16 protein-coding genes, 1 tRNA gene and 1 other RNA gene are annotated in these 17519 nt (G+C 72.5%); 7 read left to right on the forward strand and 11 right to left on the reverse strand.

Annotated elements, in window-relative coordinates:
* The first annotated feature begins 52 nt into the window (after positions 1 to 52).
* Positions 53 to 448, forward strand: coding sequence for a DUF3817 domain-containing protein (locus tag CLV56_RS16420; RefSeq protein ID WP_100415510.1), 396 nt, complete (start codon positions 53 to 55; stop codon positions 446 to 448).
* On the opposite strand, the gene CLV56_RS16425 is transcribed toward CLV56_RS16420, so the two are convergent.
* A complete protein-coding gene (locus CLV56_RS16425; protein WP_039359379.1) occupies positions 409 to 1335 on the reverse strand; it encodes an NAD-dependent epimerase/dehydratase family protein in 927 nt (308 codons plus the stop codon). The genes CLV56_RS16420 and CLV56_RS16425 overlap by 40 nt on opposite strands.
* Before the next feature lie 198 nt (positions 1336 to 1533).
* On the opposite strand from CLV56_RS16425, the gene CLV56_RS16430 reads away from it, so the two are divergent.
* Both CLV56_RS16430 and CLV56_RS16435 read left to right on the forward strand, forming a co-directional pair.
* Entirely contained in the window at positions 1534 to 2592 is a 1059-nt protein-coding gene (locus CLV56_RS16430) for a helix-turn-helix domain-containing protein (protein WP_100415304.1), read from the forward strand.
* A 55-nt stretch (positions 2593 to 2647) separates the two neighbouring features.
* Positions 2648 to 3343: an SDR family oxidoreductase gene (locus CLV56_RS16435; RefSeq protein WP_100415305.1), complete on the forward strand. Its 696-nt coding sequence runs from the start codon at positions 2648 to 2650 to the stop codon at positions 3341 to 3343.
* Here the strand turns inward: CLV56_RS16435 and rnpB are convergent.
* An RNA gene (rnpB, locus tag CLV56_RS16440) (RNase P RNA component class A) lies at positions 3337 to 3730 on the reverse strand. The genes CLV56_RS16435 and rnpB overlap by 7 nt on opposite strands.
* Before the next feature lie 244 nt (positions 3731 to 3974).
* Between rnpB and CLV56_RS16445 the strand changes: the two genes are divergently transcribed.
* Together CLV56_RS16445 and yaaA are read left to right on the forward strand one after the other, a co-directional pair.
* The gene (locus tag CLV56_RS16445) at positions 3975 to 4556 is read left to right on the forward strand and encodes a TMEM165/GDT1 family protein (protein ID WP_039359381.1); all 582 of its coding nucleotides are present in this window, start codon (positions 3975 to 3977) and stop codon (positions 4554 to 4556) included.
* A gap of 82 nt (positions 4557 to 4638) precedes the next feature.
* Positions 4639 to 5403: a peroxide stress protein YaaA gene (yaaA, locus tag CLV56_RS16450; RefSeq protein WP_039359382.1), complete on the forward strand. Its 765-nt coding sequence runs from the start codon at positions 4639 to 4641 to the stop codon at positions 5401 to 5403.
* Positions 5404 to 5430: 27 nt separating this feature from the next.
* On the opposite strand, the gene CLV56_RS16455 is transcribed toward yaaA, so the two are convergent.
* The 8 genes from CLV56_RS16455 to CLV56_RS16490 all read right to left on the reverse strand — a co-directional run bounded on the left by CLV56_RS16455 (position 5431) and on the right by CLV56_RS16490 (position 12138).
* On the reverse strand, positions 5431 to 6111 hold the full coding sequence (locus CLV56_RS16455) for a histidine phosphatase family protein (RefSeq protein WP_211288175.1): 681 nt from the start codon (positions 6109 to 6111) through the stop codon (positions 5431 to 5433).
* Positions 6108 to 6812, reverse strand: a complete 705-nt coding sequence (locus tag CLV56_RS16460) for a zinc ribbon domain-containing protein (RefSeq protein ID WP_100415306.1) — start codon at positions 6810 to 6812, stop codon at positions 6108 to 6110. The genes CLV56_RS16455 and CLV56_RS16460 overlap by 4 nt, the downstream gene beginning before the upstream one ends.
* Before the next feature lie 172 nt (positions 6813 to 6984).
* Positions 6985 to 8133 carry a Nif3-like dinuclear metal center hexameric protein gene (locus CLV56_RS16465; protein ID WP_039359386.1) on the reverse strand — a complete coding sequence of 383 codons (1149 nt, stop codon included), beginning with the start codon at positions 8131 to 8133 and terminating at the stop codon, positions 6985 to 6987.
* 31 nt (positions 8134 to 8164) lie between these two features.
* On the reverse strand, positions 8165 to 9175 hold the full coding sequence (gene adhP, locus CLV56_RS16470; protein ID WP_039359705.1) for an alcohol dehydrogenase AdhP: 1011 nt from the start codon (positions 9173 to 9175) through the stop codon (positions 8165 to 8167).
* A 97-nt stretch (positions 9176 to 9272) separates the two neighbouring features.
* Positions 9273 to 9344: transfer RNA gene (locus tag CLV56_RS16475), tRNA-Val, on the reverse strand.
* A 175-nt stretch (positions 9345 to 9519) separates the two neighbouring features.
* A complete protein-coding gene (locus CLV56_RS16480) occupies positions 9520 to 9984 on the reverse strand; it encodes a peroxiredoxin (protein WP_039359390.1) in 465 nt (154 codons plus the stop codon).
* The gene (locus tag CLV56_RS16485) at positions 9981 to 11621 is read right to left on the reverse strand and encodes an AMP-binding protein (protein ID WP_039359392.1); all 1641 of its coding nucleotides are present in this window, start codon (positions 11619 to 11621) and stop codon (positions 9981 to 9983) included. The genes CLV56_RS16480 and CLV56_RS16485 overlap by 4 nt, the downstream gene beginning before the upstream one ends.
* A gap of 97 nt (positions 11622 to 11718) precedes the next feature.
* Positions 11719 to 12138: a DUF3052 domain-containing protein gene (locus tag CLV56_RS16490; RefSeq protein ID WP_039359394.1), complete on the reverse strand. Its 420-nt coding sequence runs from the start codon at positions 12136 to 12138 to the stop codon at positions 11719 to 11721.
* Positions 12139 to 12407: 269 nt separating this feature from the next.
* Here CLV56_RS16490 and aceE point away from each other — a divergent pair, with 269 nt between their 5' ends.
* Both aceE and CLV56_RS16500 read left to right on the forward strand, forming a co-directional pair.
* A complete protein-coding gene (gene aceE / locus CLV56_RS16495; protein ID WP_039359397.1) occupies positions 12408 to 15170 on the forward strand; it encodes a pyruvate dehydrogenase (acetyl-transferring), homodimeric type in 2763 nt (920 codons plus the stop codon).
* Between the two features lie 72 nt (positions 15171 to 15242).
* A complete protein-coding gene (locus CLV56_RS16500) occupies positions 15243 to 16427 on the forward strand; it encodes a phosphatase PAP2 family protein (protein WP_100415307.1) in 1185 nt (394 codons plus the stop codon).
* A gap of 45 nt (positions 16428 to 16472) precedes the next feature.
* On the opposite strand, the gene CLV56_RS16505 is transcribed toward CLV56_RS16500, so the two are convergent.
* Positions 16473 to 17438, reverse strand: coding sequence for an alpha/beta fold hydrolase (locus CLV56_RS16505; RefSeq protein WP_100415308.1), 966 nt, complete (start codon positions 17436 to 17438; stop codon positions 16473 to 16475).
* Positions 17439 to 17519 lie beyond the last annotated feature (81 nt).

The following is a 17519-nucleotide window of genomic DNA, read 5'->3' on the forward strand; positions in this document are numbered from 1 at the left end:
AGCGTAGGAGCCGGTGTCCGGCGACCGGGGACGCCCCGATACCGTGGACGCCGTGACGAACTCCCCCGCCGCCCCCGCGCCCGCCAGCCACGCCCGTACGCGCACGGTCTTCCGTGTCGTCGCCTTCGCCGAGGCCCTGTCGTGGGCGGGCCTGCTGATCGGGATGTACTTCAAGTGGATCGCGGAGACCACCGAGGTCGGCGTGAAGATCTTCGGTCCGATCCATGGCGGCATCTTCATCGCGTTCGTGCTGTCGTGCTTCGTCGCGTGGCGGGTGTTCCGCTGGTCGCTGACCACCCTCGCGCTCGCGCTGCTCTCGAGCATCCCACCGTTCTTCACCGTGGTGTTCGAGGTGCTCGCAGACCGGCGCGGCCTGCTCGGCACCCCGGGGACCGGGGACGCAGACGTTCAGAGCGCCTCGGCGAAGCCGTCGCGCCAGGACGCGTAGCGAGGCACGAACCCGACGTCGCGCGCGGTCACGTTGGATCCGCCGCGCGCCGCGGTCATAACGTGGGCGGCGAACGGCCCGACGGTCAGCCGCACGACCCAGCGTGGCACGCGACGCGGCGCGGGTGCGTCGACCAGACGCGCGAGCTCGGGCAGCCACTCCCGCACCGGGACGGGATCGTCGTCCACGATCTCGTACGTCCCGCCCGGCCGCTCGGTGACCGCGAGAGCGACGGCTCGTCCCGCGTCCTCGACGTGGCAGAACGACCACATGCCGCCCGCGGAGCCGACGAGGGGAACCCGCCGGGCCGCGACGTCCTCGAGCACGCTCCCACCCTTGCCGAGACTGGTTCCCGGCCCGTACAGCGCGCCGAAGCGCAGCACCGTGCCGTGCGACCCGAGCACGGCGACCGCTTCCTCGAGGTGACGCAGCGCCGCGACCGTCTCGCGCGCGTCGTGCGGCGGACCGGACAGCAGGGGCGCCGGTCCCCGGCCGGTCCGGCCCTCGCTGAACCACCCGGCGACCGAAGCCGCGACGACGTGCGCTCCGGAGGTGGCAGCGGAGCGGACCAGCGCCGCCGTCACGCGCTCCCGCAGCGCGTTCGTGCTCGCCAGCGAGCGGTCGAGCCTGCCGAACCCGGTCAGGCGCTTGAGATCGGTGACCGCGGTGACGACGACGTCCGGCTGCGCGGCGCGCACGAGGTCGACGAGGTCGTCGACGGGCTGCGACCGCGAGCTCCACGGCACCGCCTGCGCGCCGAGACTCGTGATCACCGCGCAGCCGTCGACACCCGACGCCGTCCCGACGACCTCGTGGCCGCCGGACAGCAGCAGCGGGAGGGCGCTGCGTCCGATCACCCCGCTGGCCCCTGCGAAGAACACCTTCATGATGCGACCCCCCGTCCCGGCGACGACTGCTCGTGCGGTTCATGGGAGTCCGCGGTTCCTGCGCGGACAAGGAACGAGCCCCTGCGCGGCGTTCCCTCATCGCTCGCCGTCCACCGGCACCGCCGATGGCCTGAAACAATCGGTGACCGTCCCACACGCCACTCGCCCGGCGCGCGCACCCGGACGTACCGTGACCAGATGACAGCGCATCGCGTCGCCGTGGTGGTCCCCGAGGACATCACGTTGTTCGAGCTCGGAGTCGCGGCCGAGGTGTTCGGCCTGCGACGACCCGAGATGGGTCTGGACTGGTACGACGTCCGGATCTGCACGGCCGCGCCCGGCCAGGTGTCGGCGATGGGTCTGCTCGATGCCGTCGTCCAGCACGGTCCGGAGGCGATCGACTGGGCTCAGACCGTCGTGGTCCCGCAGTGCGACACCCTCGAGCGGCCGGCTGCGCCCGAGGTCCTGGAGGCGATCCGGCGGGCCTACCGTCGCGGCGCGCGCCTCGTGTCGTACTGCTCGGGCGCCTTCGTCCTCGCCGCCGCCGGTGTGCTCGACGGCCGCCGAGCGACGACGCACTGGAAGTTCACGCGTCGGCTGGTCCGGGACTACCCGCGGGTGCAGGTCGATCCCGACGTCCTCTACGTCGACGACGGACAGGTGCTGACGTCGGCCGGGACGGCGGCCGGGATCGACCTCAGCCTGCACATCGTCCGCCAGGACTACGGCGCGAAGGCCGCCCGGCACATCTCCCGCACGATGGTCGTCGCGCCGCACCGGGAAGGGGGCCAGGCACAGTTCGTGATGACCCCGGTGCCGCCGTCGTCCGAGGAGCCCGACGGCATCACCCAGACGATGGAGTACGCGCTCACGCACCTCGAGGAGGATCTCGACCTCGAGTCGATGGCGCGACGGGCGTACATGTCGACGCGCCACTTCTCCCGCCGGTTCCGTGAGGTCTCCGGGACGACACCGATGCGCTGGCTGCTGCACCAGCGGCTGTCGCGGGCTCGCGAGCTGCTCGAGGACACCAACCTGTCGATCGACACGATCGCGGCGCAGACGGGCTTCGGGAGCACCGTCACCCTCCGTCAGCGCTTCGCCAAGCACCTGTACACGTCGCCGTCGGCCTACCGCAAGGCCTTCCGTGCCCGGGTCTCCCCTCGTCTGCGTCAGGCTGCGCCGTCCGGTCCGCCTGCCGCCGCGACCCCGGGGCGGGGTCGCGCGCGGGCGTCGGACCTGCGCAGCGCGGGATAGCTCGCGTCGGCTCGCCCGCGGCGAGGCAACAGCACCACACACGGAGGTCCCCACGATGCCATCGCTGATCGTCGTCGGCGCCGGACCCGGGATCGGCGCCTCGGTCGCCGCCGCGCTGAGCGACGCGGGCGACCGGGTCGGCCTCGTCGCCCGCAGCCGTGCGGGCCTCGAGGTGGTCGCACAGCACCTGCCGCGCCGCCGGGTCCGGACCGCGAGGGCGGACGTCGCGGACGCACGCGCTCTCGACGAGGCGCTCGACACCCTGCTGGACGCGATCGGTCTCCCCGAGGTCGTCGTCTACAACGCCGGTCTGATCAGGGCCGACCGGCCCGGGGAGCTCAGCGACGCCGACCATCACCGGGCGTGGTCGGTCAACGTGCTGGGTGCCGCCCGGACGGCCGCGCGGATCGGCCCGGCGATGGCTGCTCGGGGACGGGGCACGCTGCTGTTCACGGCCGGCATGCCCGTCCCGGCCGCCTCGCACACGAGTCTGTCGCTCGGCAAGGCGGGGCTGCGCGCCCTGGTCGACCTGCTGGCCGACGACCTCGAACCGTCGGGTGTGCACGTGGCGGAGGTCACGGTCGGCGGTGCGGTCGAAGCGGGCGGCCGCTACGACCCCGACGCGATCGCCACGGCCTACCGCGCGCTCCTCGACGAGCCGTACGGACGATGGCGCCGGCACGTCGCCTACGACGGCCCGGCCGCGTCCACGCCCGCCGTACGGCCGCCGGTGCGCACGGGTGGCGGATGAGCCGGCCTGTAGGCCGGATTCTGTGAGGCGCACGCCCCGGCGGTCATCTCTCTCGGCGACGCGTTGCCGCGTCGCTCCAGCGACCTACCCGCAGGCTCGGCGAGCAGCGTCGTCGCCTGCGCGGACCCGGAGGTCCTTCTTGGTCTTGCTCCCGGTGGGGTTTACCGAGCCGCCCCGGTCACCCGGGGCGCTGGTGGGCTCTTACCCCACCGTTTCACCCTTACCCGCACCCCGCGCGAACGCGAGGCCGCTGGCGGTCTGCTTTCTGTGGCACTGTCCCGCACGTCACCGTGGGTGGGCGTTACCCACCACCGTCGCTCTGCGGAGTCCGGACCTTCCTCGGCGACCCGCATCGCTGCGGGCCGACGCGACCGCCCGGCCGACTCATCCGCGCGTCAGCCTACCGGACCCCCACGTGGCTCCCCGCCGGACGTCACGTAGGCTGGAGGTGAAAGGGAGTAGTCCCCAACTGTCCGTGTCGACACACTGACCTCCGGGTCCGGTGCGGACGGCGTCACCTCCGCGGTGGCGCGGACGAGACTTTCGACCAGTACGCGACCCGATCGACGTGCCTGGTCGAAGGGTCGTCCTCAGGTCAGGCTCCTCGCCCAGGTGGCGAGGAGCCTTCTTCATGCTGTACGCACTGCTGCTGAGCACCGCGGTCATCTTCGTGGCCGAGCTCGGCGACAAGAGCCAGCTGCTCGCGCTGGCGTTCGCGACGCGCTACCGCGCCCGCGACGTGCTGATCGGCATCACGGTGGCGACCGCGGTGGTGCATCTCGCCTCGGTCGGGATCGGCTACCTCGTCGGTGAGGCGTTCGCCGAGGCGCAGCACTGGATCACGCTCGCGGCCGGGGTGGCGTTCCTCGGGTTCGCCGCGTGGACGCTGCGCGGCGACGAGCTGTCGGCTGCGGAGGAGTCGAAGGTGCGCAGCAGCCGGGGCGCCGCGATCTGGGCGGTCGGCGGTGCGTTCTTCCTCGCCGAGCTGGGTGACAAGACGATGCTCGCCACGATCACGCTCGCGACCCAGGAGGACTGGCTCGGCACGTGGATCGGCAGCACGGTGGGCATGGTGCTCGCCGACGCGCTCGCGATCGGGGTCGGGGTGCTGCTCGGCCGGCACCTGCCGGAGCGCGTCGTGCGGTACGGCGCGGCGGCGGCGTTCGCAGTCTTCGGTGTGCTGCTTGTCATCGAAGGCCTGGTGGCGGCCTGACCGGAGGGCGTCCGGGGCACCGCCGACTGCCCCGGCGGCCACCCCCGCGGACCGAGGGCGCCGCACCGTAGGATGGCGCACCGTGCTCGTGCTGCTGCCGCCCTCGGAGGGCAAGACCGTCCCGACGCGCGGGAAGCGTCTCGATCTGGACGCGCTGTCGTTCGCCGCACTCACCGGCGTCCGCCGCCGGATCGCTGACGCCCTCGTCGAGCTCGCCTCGAGCGACCCCGCGAAGGCCGCCGACGTCCTCGGCCTCGGGCCGACGCAGTCCGAGGCGATCGAGCGCGACGCCGCGCTGTGGACCCAGCCCACCGCACGCGCCGACACGATCTACACCGGTGTGCTGTACGGCGCGCTCGACCTGCCGAGCCTGGACCCGGCGGCGCGGCGACGCGCCACCCGCACGCTGGTGTTCGCGAGCGGGCTGTTCGGCCTGCTGCGGCCCGGCGACCGGATCCCCGCCTACCGCCTGTCCGGCGACACCACCCTGCCGGGACTCGGCACGCTCGCCTCGCAGTGGCGCGACGTCCTCGGCGGGGTCGTCGCCGAGCAGGTCGGGTCCGGTCTGCTCGTGGACCTGCGCTCCGGCGCGTACACCGCGCTGTGGAAGCCGGCCGCCCCGCTGCGCGACCGGACCGCGACCGTCCGCGTGCTGCACGAGGTCTCCGGTCGACGCAGCGTCGTCAGCCACTTCAACAAGGCGACGAAGGGCCGGATCGTCCGCGCGCTGCTCGCCGAGGGAGCGGCTCCGCGCACGGTCGCCGGGCTGGCCGAGGTGCTGCGTGATCTCGGATGGCACGTGGAGGTCGACGGGCGTCGGCTCGACGTGGTCGTCACCGAGGTCTGAGTCGCCGGACCGGGTCGACGGCCGTCGTCAGGGCACCAGGTCGAGCTCGCGCACGGTCGCGATCCCGTCCGGCCACACACGCACCGTGGAGATCGACGCGGGCTGGAGCTCCAGTCGGTGGATCGCCGACATCGGCGCACCGAGCGCGAGCCGCACGAACAGCTTGATCGGGGTGACGTGGCTGACCACGACCACCGTCCGCCCCGCGTACGCGGCGACGAGGCGGTCGAACGCCTCCCGCACCCGCGCGTCGACCGCGTCGTACGACTCGCCGCCCGGGGGCGCGATCGCCGTCGAGCCGAGCCAGGCGTCGAGCCCGTCGGGGTCGCGCTCCTGGACCTGCGCGAACGTCAGACCGTCCCAGGCCCCGAAGGCCGTCTCGGCGACGAGCTCCTCGGTGACGACCGTCCGGCCGACGACCTCCGCGACGGTCGCCGCGGTCTCACGGGTCCGACGCAGCGGCGAGGCGACGACCGCGTCGGCACCTCCGCGCGCGGAGATCAGGGCTGCGGCCCGGGCCGCCTGCGCACGACCTTCCTCGCTCAGCCCCGGGTCGCTCCCGCCCGAGCCGCAGAACCGCTTCGCCAGCGTGTTCTCGGTGACGCCGTGGCGCAGCAGGACGAGCGTCGTCGGCGGCTCCGCCTCGGCGTCCCGCCAGCCGGCCATCGGGTTGCGCGCGGCGCCGCCGTCCGCAGCGCCTGCCGTCACAGGTCGGAGTCCTCGGTGCGGATCAGGATCCGGTTGCACTCCGGGCAGCGCAGCACCTCGTCGTCGGGGGTCGCGGCGATCTCGCGCAGGTCGGCGCCGTTGATCTCGAGCCGGCACCCCTCGCAGCGCTTGTGCCGCAGCGCCGCGGCGCCGACCCCGCCGTGCTGCGCACGCACCTTGTCGTACAGCGTGATCAGCGGGTCGCTGACCCGCTGCGCGGTCGCGTCGCGCTCGGTCCGCCGCTCGGCGAGGTCGGCGTCGATCGCGGACGCGGCCTTGTCCAGCTCGGTGGTCTCCTCGGTGATCCGCGCGTCGAGCTCGGCGACGTCACCGGTGGCGGCGTCCAGCTCCGCCTGCGCGGTCTCGAGCTCCTCCATCACCTCGAGCTCGGCGTCCTCGAGGGAGCCGATCCGGCGGTCGAGCGCGACCAGCTCGTGCTGGAGGCTCTGGAGGTCCTTCGGGTTCGTCACCTGGCCGGAGTCGAGGCGCTGCTGGTCGCGGTCGCGGCGGGCGCGGACGTTCGCGACCTCCTTGTCGGCCTGCTCCTGGTCGGCGGTGAGGTCGGAGACCCGTGTCTGCGCCTGCACCCGGCGGGCGTCGACCTCGGCGCGCTCGGTCCTCAGCTGGTCGAGGCGGGCGATCTGCGGGAGGTTCGCGCGGCGGTGCGACAGCTGGGCCAGGGCGACGTCGATCCCCTGCATGTCGAGCAGGGCGAGCTGGTCGGTGGGGTCGGCTTTCAGCGGAGACTCCTCGTACGGGCGGCTGCGCGTCGGCGCGCAGCCGCAGGTGGTCGTGCCAGGAGGCCCAGCCTAGGACCTCCGCCGCACGGCCGACAGGGCCCGGTCCGCGAGGGCGTCCCGCGGTCGCGGCCGCTCAGCCTCGCGACGACGGCAGGTGGAACGTCCACGGGTCGGTGACCTGCTCCGACACGCGGACCTCGACGTCGGTGAACGCGGCCCGCAGGCGGTCGGCGATCACGGGCAGCCAGGTCCACTCGGCGGCCCAGTGCGGCACGTCGAGCACCGCGGGCGCGCCCGCGTGCTCGCGCAGCTCGGAGACCGGGTGGTGGCGCAGGTCGGAGGTGACGTAGGCGTCGACGCCGCGTGCACGCGCGGTCTCGAGCAGGAAGTCCCCCGCTCCCCCGCACAGGGCGAGCGTCCTGACCACGGCGTCCGGGTCACCTGCGACGCGCACCGCCGACCCGTGGCCCGGGAGCGCATCGACGCAGCGCTGCGCGAGACCGGCGACGGTGGTCGGCTCCGCGAGCGTGCCGATCCGCCCGCTGCCGCGCTCGAGGTCGTCCAGCGCTGCGGTGGCGACGACCGAGTAGGCCGGCTCCTCGTACGGGTGGGCGCCGACCAGCGCCGTTCGTACGGCCTCGCGGACCCGCGCGGCGGCGATCATCTCGACCCGCGTCTCCGGAACCGTCTCCTGGACGCCGACCTCGCCGATCGTCGGGTCCGCGCCGGGGTTGGGACGGAACGTGCCCTCTCCGGTGCTCGTGAACCGCGCACGGTCGTAGTCGCCGAGCGCGCCCGCCCCGGCGTCGTGCATCGCGAGCGCCACCCGTTCGGCCTCGGCGTGCGGGACGTAGACGGTCCACACCTCGAGCGGGTCCAGCGACGCGGGTTCGAGCGGGGTCACGTCGGTCAGCCCGAGCGCGTGCGCCATCGCCTCCGACACCCCGCCGCGGGGCGCGTCGGCGTTCGTGTGACAGGTGTGCAGCGCGATCCCGTGGCGGATCAGGTCGTGCACGACCCGGCCCTTCGGGGTCGTCGTCGCGACCGAGTGGACACCCTTGAGCAGCAGCGGGTGGTGGGTGACCACGAGGTCGGCGTCCCACGCGACCGCCTCGTCGACCACCGCCCGGAGCGGGTCGACGGCCAGCAGCACCCGTCGTACCGGGTCGGCAGGGTCTCCGACGCTCGTGCCGACGGCGTCCCAGCCGTCGGCGGTCGCGGGCGGGTACCAGGTGTCCAGGGCGGCGACGACGTCGCCGACGCTCACGTCGGGCTCGCTCACCCGGCCACCCTAGCGGCGGGGTGGCGCCCGCTCAGTACGCGATCACGACCCGCCCGTCGATCGCGCCGCGCTCCATCTCGTCGAACACGTCGTTGATCTCGCCGAGCTCGCGGGTCGAGACGGTCGGGTGGATCAGCCCGCGAGCGTAGAAGTCGAGCGCCTCGACCATGTCCTGGCGGGTCCCGACGATCGAGCCCCGCAGGGTCAGGCCCTTGAGCACCGTCTCGAAGATCGGGGCGGGGAACGTGCCGGGCGGCAGCCCGACGAAGGAGATCGTGCCACCGCGCTTCGCGAAGCCGATCGCCTGCTCGAAGGCCTGCGGGCTCACGGCCGTGACCACGACGCCCGCGGTCCCGCCGAGCTCGTCCGTGATCACCGCGACGGGGTCCCGCTCGCGCGCGTTGACGACGAGGCTCGCCCCGTGCCGCGTGGCGAGCTCGAGCTTGTCGTCGGCGATGTCGACGGCGGCGACCTGCAGGCCCATCGCGACCGCGTACTGGACGGCGACGTGGCCGAGCCCGCCGATGCCCGAGACGGTCACCCAGTCCCCCGGCCTGGCCTCGGTGGACCGGAGCGACTTGTAGACCGTCACGCCGGCGCACAGCACCGGCGCCACCTCGACCAGGTCGGCGCCCGGCGGGATCCGCGGAGCGTAGGTCGCGTCGACGAGCATCAGCTCACCCAGCGACCCGTTCACCGAGTAGCCGCCGTTCTGCTGGCTCTCGCACAGCGTCTCCCAGCCGGTGCGGCAGTACTCGCACCGTCCGCACGCCGACCACAGCCAGGCGTTGCCCACGAGGTCGCCCACGGCGAGGTGCTCGACCCCGTCCCCGAGGGCGACGACCTCGCCGACGCCCTCGTGACCGGGCACGAACGGTGGGCTCGGTCGCACCGGCCAGTCGCCGTGCGCCGCGTGCAGGTCGGTGTGACACACCCCGCTGGTCCGCAGGCGTACGAGCGCCTCGCCCGGCCCGGGCTCCGGAACCGGCCACTCGTCGATCTCCAGCGGTGCGCGGAACTCCCGGACCGTGGCAGCCCTCATCGTCGCGTCCATCGTGGCCCCCGTGGCTTCGACTGCTCAACGAGCCGACGGTAACCCCGGCGGGCGGAGCGCGCCGCCCCGATCGATCGCCACCGGGTGGGCGCAGAGGGGATCGAACCCCCGACCGCCTCGTTGTAAGCGAGGAGCTCTACCGCTGAGCTATGCGCCCGGACACCCGCGGAACGGGTGCGGCGCCACACACTACCCGACCGGCCCCGGGGGACCGAACGACAGTCGTGCGACGTCGACGTTCGGACTCGGACAGAGGCGTGGCCGCTGGCGTCTCGGGTCACCAGCGGCCACGCGTTCTCAGTGTTGCACACCCGGCGGGCGTGCGGGGGTTGTCACCCAGAGATTTCCTTGACGGCGTTCAGGTAGTCGCCGAGATCGCGTGCGTCGGGCAGTCCGTTCTCGACCTTCCAGCGCACCACGCCGTCGGTGTCGACCAGGAAGCTGCCGCGCAGCGCACAGCCCCGCTCGGGATCGAAGACACCGAAGGCGCTCGCGACCTCGCCGTGCGGCCAGAAGTCGCTGAGCAGCGAGAACTCGAGGCCGTCGGCGTCGGCGAACGCGCGCAGCGCGAACATCGGGTCGCACGAGATCGCCACGACCTGGGCACCGAGATCGTTGAACGCCGCGAGGTTGTCGCGGATCTCGCACAGCTCGCCGGTGCAGATCCCGCTGAAGGCGAACGGGTAGAACACCAGCAGCACCGGCTGCTCGGCACGCAGCTTGTCGAGCGAGACGGACTCGCCGTGCTGGTTCTTGAGGGTGAAGTCGGGGGCGGGGGTGCCGATCTCGATGGTCATTCGCTCTCGCTCTCGTCGTGTCGCAGGTGGCGCTTGAGGACCTTGCCGGTCGCGTTGCGCGGCAGCTCTTCGACGAAGACTACGGCGCGCGGCACCTTGTACCGCGCGAGGTGGGTGCGGACGTGCTCCTGGAGCTGTTCCTCGGAGACCGACGCGTCCGGACGCGTCGCCACCCAGGCGACCAGGCGCTGACCGAACTGCTCGTCGTCCACGCCGACGGCGGCGACCTCCAGCACGGCGGGGTGGCGCGCCAGGCAGTCCTCGACCTCCTGCGGGTACACGTTCTCCCCGCCGGACACGATCATCTCGTCGTCACGCCCCTCGACGAAGAGCAGCCCGTCGCGGATCGTGCCGACGTCGCCGGTCGCCATCAGTCCGGACCGCTGCTCCTTCGTCTCGCCGTTCGTGTAGCCCTCGAACTGCGCGGCGTTGCTGACGAAGACCCGCCCCGTGGAGCCGACGGACGGCCGGCCGTCGTCGTCGAGCAGCGCGACCGTCGTGCCGATCGGCGGCGCGCCCGCGGTGCCCGGGTGCGCCCGCATGTCGGCCGGCTGCGCGATCGTGGCCCACGCGCACTCGGTCGAGCCGTAGGTGTTGTAGAGGTTGTCGCCGAACCGGTCCATCCAGGCGATCGCCAGGTCGCCCGGGAGCGCGGACCCGCTGGCGCCGACGACGCGCAGGGCGCTGAGGTCGTAGCGGGCCAGCTCCTCGTCGGGCAGCTCCATCGCGCGCTGGATCATCACCGGGACCACGATCGCGGCGTCGCACCGCTGCTCGGCGAGCGTCCTCAGGAAGTCGCGCGGGTCGAAGCGTCGCCGCAGCACCAGCGTGGAACCGAGCAGCATCGACAGGTTGAGGTGGGCCCAGCCCCAGGTGTGGAACATCGGCGCGGCGATGTGCGTGCGCATCCCGAACCGGAGCGGGAGGCGCGACAGCAGCGCGGCCCCGGCGCCGATGGAGCCGGACCCGCGGTTCGCGCCCTTCGGCGTGCCCGTCGTGCCGGACGTGAGGATCACGGAGCGCCCTTCGCGTGCCGGCTTGCCCGGCTCCGTGTCGTCCCCGGACGCGACCAGCTCGGCGACGGTCGCGTCGGCGCCGTCGACGTCGGCGGTCTCCTCCCAGGCCACGATCCGCGCGACGTCGGCCGGGACCGCGTCGACCACGGCGCCGAACTCCTCGTCGTAGATCACCGCCCGGGGCTTCTCCCGCTCGAGCAGCTCGACGGTCTGCGGTCCGGAGAACGCGGTGTTCAGGTAGAGCACGTCGGCGCCGAGGCGCCCGATCGCGACCGCCGCGACGACGAACCAGCGGTGGTTGCGCGCCATCAGCGCGACGGCGTCGCCCGCGCCGACGCCGCGGGCTGCGAGCCCGTGCGCCAGAGCGTTCGCCTGGCGATGGACCTCGCCGAAGGTCATCGACCCCCGCTCGTCGTGCAGGGCGATCCCGTGGTCGTTGCGGGCGGCGAGCGAGGCGTACCCGCCGGCGGGCCCGGTGCCCCAGGTCACGAGCGCCTTGCCGATCCGCGCCAGCGTCACCGGGCCGTACGGGCGGACGAGCCCGGTCGCGAGCAGGGAGGCGGCGCTGCGTCCGGCGACGCCGACGGCGTGGGTGCCGGGCCCGTGCAGTTCGTTGGTCATGTCAGCCCTCGAAGTCGGGTGCGGTCGATGCCCAGCATCGTAACCACGAGTGACACCATGAGGGACAGCACGACCCGAGAATCCGTCGCCCGACGCGTCAGCGCCGGTGCGTGGACAGCTTCGTCGCGCTCCAGTCGTCGCCGGCCGTCGCGGTCGTCGTCGTCGACAGCCCGGCGATCGGTGCCGCCTCGGCGATGTCGGCGTTGTCGACGTAGCCGGGCCGGCCGACCTTGGGGGTCAGCAGCCAGACGTTGCCCCCGTCGGCGAGGTCCTGGAGGGAGTCGACGAGGGCGTCGACCAGGTCGCCGTCACCGTCTCGCCACCACAGCACGACGCCGTCGACCACCTCGCCGGACTCGCCGTCGACCATCTCGCTGCCGATCCGGTCCTCGATCGCCTCGCGAAGGGTGTCGTCGGCGTCCTCGTCCCAGCCCAGCTCCTGGACGACCATGTCGGGCCCGAACCCGAGCCGCTCGCCCAGTCCTGGGCGGTCCGCGTCCTTCGCGGTCGCGCTCACCGATGCCTCCCTGATTCTTCCGTGCGTGTGTCGGTGCTCCCAGGCTCGCCTACGTGCTGCCTAGGCGCCACACACTAGCGCCAATGCACCCGTCGGGGCAGTCCGGCGCCCGTGATCGTTACCTGACCCGACCACGTCGCGAGACGACCGATCGCCTACTCGCGGGTAGGAAGGGTGGGTGCCAAGATGGAACGTGATCGGCCCACCACGCCGGTCCTGTTCGTACGTGCGCACCCCTGCACGCGATCCCGACGAAAGAAGGCTTCATCGTGGCCCAGTCATCGGAGCGGCCCCCCGTCATCCACGAGGGTCTCCCCTCGCAGCTGCCCGACATCGATCCCGACGAGACGACCGAGTGGCTCGAGTCGTTCGACGAGATGGTCGGCAGCCGGGGCCGAGGCCGCGCCCGGTACGTGATGCTGCGACTGCTCGAGCGGGCCCGCGAGCGCCAGGTCGGCGTCCCCGCGCTGACGAGCACCGACTACATCAACTCCATCCCGCCCGAGCGCGAGCCGTGGTTCCCCGGGGACGAGGACGTCGAGCGTCGCATCCGCGCCTACATCCGCTGGAACGCCGCCGTGATGGTCTCGCGCGCGAACCGCCCCGGTCTCGGGGTCGGCGGGCACATCGCGACGTACCAGTCGGCCGCCAGCCTGTACGAGGTCGGCTTCAACCACTTCTTCCGGGGCAAGGACGCCGACGACGGCGGCGACCAGATCTACATCCAGGGGCACGCGTCGCCGGGCATCTACGCTCGCGCGTTCCTCGAGGGCCGCCTGGAGGAGGACCAGCTCGACCGGTTCCGCCAGGAGGTCTCGCACGGCCCCGGGCAGGGCCTGTCGTCCTACCCGCACCCGCGCCTGATGCCGGACTTCTGGGAGTTCCCCACGGTCTCGATGGGCATCGGGGCCCTGAACTCCATCTACCAGGCCCGGTTCAACCGCTACCTGCACAACCGCGGCATCAAGGACACGAGCAACCAGCACGTCTGGGCCTTCCTCGGCGACGGCGAGATGGGCGAGCCCGAGTCGCTCGGCGCGATCGGCCTCGCCGCCCGCGAGGAGCTCGACAACCTCACGTTCGTGATCAACTGCAACCTCCAGCAGCTCGACGGGCCGGTCCGCGGCAACGGCAAGGTCATCCAGGAGCTGGAGTCGTACTTCCGCGGCGCCGGCTGGAACGTCATCAAGGTGATCTGGGGCCGCGAGTGGGACGACCTGCTCGCCCGCGACGTCGACGGCGTCCTGGTCAACCAGATGAACCGCACGCCGGACGGCCAGTTCCAGACGTACTCGATCGAGGAGGGCTCCTACACCCGGCAGCACTTCTTCGGTGCGGACCCGCGGCTGCTCAAGATGGTCGACCACCTCAGCGACGACCAGATCGCGCGCCTGCCGCGCGGCGGCCACGACTACCGCAAGGTGTACGGCGCGTTCAAGGCCGCGACCGAGCACACCGGGCAGCCGACGGTGATCCTCGCCCAGACCATCAAGGGCTGGACGATCGACGCGCTGGAGGGCCGCAACGCGACCCACCAGATGAAGAAGCTGACGAAGAACGACCTCAAGGTCTTCCGCGACCGGCTGCACCTGCCGATCAGCGACGCCGCGATCGACGACAACGACCTGCCGCCGTTCTACCACCCGGGCGCGGACTCCGACGAGATCCAGTACATGAAGGAGCGGCGCCGCCAGCTCGGCGGGTCGATCCCCCGCCGGCGGGTCGCGCCGACCTCGGTCGAGCTGCCCGGTGACAAGGCGTACGAGGAGCTGCGCGGCGGCTCGGGCAACCAGCCGATCGCGACGACGATGGCGTTCGTCCGCCTGCTGCGCAACCTGATGCGCGACAAGTCGATCGGCAAGCGGGTCGTGCCGATCGCGCCGGACGAGTTCCGCACGTTCGGGATGGACTCGATGTTCCCGACGGCGAAGGTCTACAACCCGCACGGCCAGTCCTACGAGTCGGTGGACCGCAAGATCCTGCTGGCCTACAAGGAGTCGGACTCCGGCCAGCTCCTGCACGAAGGCATCAGCGAGGCCGGGGCGGTCGCGTCGATGACCGCCGCCGGCACCGCGTACGCCACGCACGGCGAGCCGATGATCCCGGTCTACATCTTCTACTCGATGTTCGGCTTCCAGCGCACCGGCGACTGGCTGTGGGCGCTCGGCGACCAGCTCGGGCGCGGGTTCCTCGTCGGTGCCACCGCCGGGCGCACGACCCTGACCGGCGAGGGGCTGCAGCACGCCGACGGCCACTCGCCGCTGCTCGCACGGACGAACCCGGCGGCGGTGCACTACGACCCCGCGTACGGCTTCGAGATCAGCCACATCGTCGCCGACGGCATGCGGCGGATGTACGGCTCGACCGAGGAGCACCCGCACGGCGAGGACGTCTTCTACTACCTGACGGTCTACAACGAGCCGATCGTGCAGCCGGCCGAGCCCGAGGGTCTCGACGTGGACGGTCTCCTGAAGGGGATGTACCGCTACCGCGCGGCCGGCGAGGCGGCCGCCGACGCGCCCCGCGCTCAGGTGCTCGCCTCCGGTGTCGCGATGCCGTGGGCGGTCGAGGCGCAGCAGATCCTCGCCGACGAGTACGGCGTGGCGGTCGACGTGTGGTCCGTCACGTCGTGGAACGAGCTGGCGCGCGAGGCCGACGAGGTCGCGCGCGAGAACCTCAACGCGCCGGGGAGCGAGCCGAGGGTGCCGTACGTCACCCGGACCCTGTCGGACCAGCCGGGCCCGGTCGTCGCGGTCAGCGACTACATGCGTGCGGTGCCGGACCAGATCGCCCGCTGGGTGCCGGGGCACTGGATGTCGCTGGGCGCCGACGGCTACGGCTTCGCGGACACGCGCGCAGCCGCACGGCGGTTCTTCCAGATCGACACCGCGTCGATCGTGGTCGGGGTCCTCGAGTCGCTGGCCGCGACCGGCGAGGTGAAGCCCGAGACCGCCGCGGAGGCGTACCAGCGCTTCGAGCTCGACGACCCCCAGGCGGTGGCGGACGTGCCGCAGGAGGGCGCGGACGCCTGAGCGTCGGCGCATGATCACGGGGGACGCGGCGGCACGTCGGGGCGCGCCCCCGCGTCCTCTAGAATCGCCCGCATGGGTTCTGGCGACGACACGACGTCCGCCCCGAGCGTCGGCACGTCCGTGGCCACGCCGGAGGCTGACGCGAGCAAGGAGGCAGCGGCGATGACGCCGACGTGGGTCCGTGTGGTGCGCTGGCCGTACACGTTCCTCGTGGCCTTCTCCGTGCTCGTCGGGATCTTCACGATCTCGACCTCGGCGTCGCTGGACCTCCCGCTGCGGGACCCGGAGGGCTTCCTCGGTCCGGCGTACGTCCGGCTGCCGATGCTCGGCGTGCTCTTCATCGCCGGCGGCGTCCTCGTCCAGGCTCTGGTCCAGAACCGCAGCGTCCGCGGGCTGTTCTCGCGGGCCGTGACGATCGTGCGGACCGAGTGGACCTGGGGGCGTCTGGCGCACGCCGCGACCGGGCTGATCTGCTTCTACGTCTGCTACGTCTGCTACCGCAACCTCAAGAGCTTCCTCCCGGTGATCCGCGAGGACGTCCTCTACGACGCGGACCTGCTCAAGCTCGACCACTGGCTGTTCTTCGGGCACTACCCGGGCCTGCTGCTGCACGACCTCCTCGGCACCGGCGCCTCGGGCTTCGTGCTCTCGACGGTCTACACGTCGTACCTCATGCTCGTCCCGGTCTCGCTCGCCGCGGTCCTGGTCCTGAACCGCAACCTCTCCCTCGGGGCTTGGTACGCGACGGCGCTGAGCCTGAACTGGATCCTCGGCGTCGCCAGCTACTACCTCCTGCCGACCCTCGGGCCGGTCTTCGCCAACCCCTCGCTGTTCTACGACCTGCCGGCCGACTCCGGCGTCGCGAGCCTCCAGGAGTACCTCGCGGACAACGGGTACGAGGTCAGGCACGACCCGTGGTCCAGCGACGCGATCTACGGGATCGCCGGCTTCGCGTCGCTGCACGTGTCGGTCGTGCTCACGGCGTGCCTGTTCTTCCGCCGGATCGGCCTCAACCGCTGGCTGATGAACGTGCTGTGGGTCTACTTCGCCTGCACGGTGCTCGCGACGATCTACTTCGGCTGGCACTACGTCGTCGACGATCTCGGCGGTGCGGCGATCGCCTGGGCGTCGGTCGCGATCGGCGCGCTGGTCACGGGCAACCGCGGCTACCGTCGCCGCCGCGGACAGCTCGGGCGCGGCGACGCCGAGGTCGGCGCGACCACCGACGACGCGACCACCGACGACGCGACGACCTGACGTACGGGCCCGGACCCCTGCGTCAGCGGTCCGGCCGGCCCGTGCTCAGCCCGCCTGGGGCGCGGCGTCCTCGGCCTCGTCCTCGTCCTCGACGACGGCACCGTGGGCCTGCAGCGCCGAGCGCCACATCTTCTTGCGGTAGCGCACGGCCGGCTGCTGGTCGACGAACGAGCTGAGCACCTCCACGAACAGCTCGGGCTCGTCCTTGTGCGGGAAGTGGCCGGAGCGCGGGAAGATCTCGACCCGCGTGGGCCCGGCCTCGCGTCGGGCGAGCGTGGCGTGCCGCGCCGGGATCACGTCGTCGCACGCGCCCCACACGAGGCACAGCGGGACCGACTCCGCGAGGTAGGCGCGGTCGTGCATGGTGACCCGCTGTCCCCGCCAGTCGATCACGTGGCTCGTCACGGCACGGATCGCCGCCCGCGCCGCCGGGTCGCACAGCTGCGCGTAGACGTCGGCGACCTCGTCGAGGTCGCGGGTGTGCGGGATCCCGGTGCGCGACAGTCCGCGCAGCAGCCGCCGCAGCGGCGCCCGTACGGGCGGGACCGACAGCAGCCCGAGGCCCACGCCGGCGCCCGGCAGGGTGAGGGCCCGGATCAGCGGCGACACCTCCGGTCCGAGGCCGCCGGGTGCGACCAGGCACAACCGTTCGGTCTGCTTGGGGAACTGGTAGGCGAACTGCATCGCCACCCCTCCGCCCAGGCTGTGCCCGACGACGGTCGCGCGGTCGAGGTCGAGGCACGCGAGCAGATCACGCATCCCGTTCGCGTACCCACCGAGCGAGTAGTCCGCGCGGGGCTTGTCGGACGCGCCGTGACCGAGGAAGTCCGGCGCGAGCACGGTGTAGCGCTCGGCGAGCCGGCCCATCACCGGGAGCCAGGTCGAGGAGTCGCACCCGAGGCCGTGCAGCAGCAGGAGCACCGGACCGTCGCCCGCGAGACGGTACGCGCGCCGGTGGCCGTGGACGGTGACCCAGCGCGTCTCGAGGGCAGGGTCGGTCGCGCGCTCCATGGCGGCCCTCCTCATCCCCCCGGACGAGTCCTCAGGCGTCACGATACCGGTCGGCGAGCCTCGCGCACCCTAGTCTGGGCA

The sequence above is a fragment of the Mumia flava genome (assembly GCF_002797495.1).
GTDB classification, from domain to species: domain Bacteria; phylum Actinomycetota; class Actinomycetes; order Propionibacteriales; family Nocardioidaceae; genus Mumia; species Mumia flava.

What these genes read in the sequence shown, in the direction of transcription:
- CLV56_RS16425 (WP_039359379.1), bottom strand. Translation starts at nt 1,335, where the DNA reads ATGAAGGTGTTCTTCGCAGGGGCCAGCGGGGTGATCGGACGCAGCGCC.
- CLV56_RS16430 (WP_100415304.1), top strand. Translation starts at nt 1,534, where the DNA reads ATGACAGCGCATCGCGTCGCCGTGGTGGTCCCCGAGGACATCACGTTG.
- CLV56_RS16435 (WP_100415305.1), top strand. Translation starts at nt 2,648, where the DNA reads ATGCCATCGCTGATCGTCGTCGGCGCCGGACCCGGGATCGGCGCCTCG.
- CLV56_RS16445 (WP_039359381.1), top strand. Translation starts at nt 3,975, where the DNA reads ATGCTGTACGCACTGCTGCTGAGCACCGCGGTCATCTTCGTGGCCGAG.
- CLV56_RS16460 (WP_100415306.1), bottom strand. Translation starts at nt 6,812, where the DNA reads ATGCAGGGGATCGACGTCGCCCTGGCCCAGCTGTCGCACCGCCGCGCG.
- adhP (WP_039359705.1), bottom strand. Translation starts at nt 9,175, where the DNA reads ATGAGGGCTGCCACGGTCCGGGAGTTCCGCGCACCGCTGGAGATCGAC.
- CLV56_RS16480 (WP_039359390.1), bottom strand. Translation starts at nt 9,984, where the DNA reads ATGACCATCGAGATCGGCACCCCCGCCCCCGACTTCACCCTCAAGAAC.
- CLV56_RS16485 (WP_039359392.1), bottom strand. Translation starts at nt 11,621, where the DNA reads ATGACCAACGAACTGCACGGGCCCGGCACCCACGCCGTCGGCGTCGCC.
- CLV56_RS16500 (WP_100415307.1), top strand. Translation starts at nt 15,243, where the DNA reads ATGGGTTCTGGCGACGACACGACGTCCGCCCCGAGCGTCGGCACGTCC.
- CLV56_RS16505 (WP_100415308.1), bottom strand. Translation starts at nt 17,438, where the DNA reads ATGGAGCGCGCGACCGACCCTGCCCTCGAGACGCGCTGGGTCACCGTC.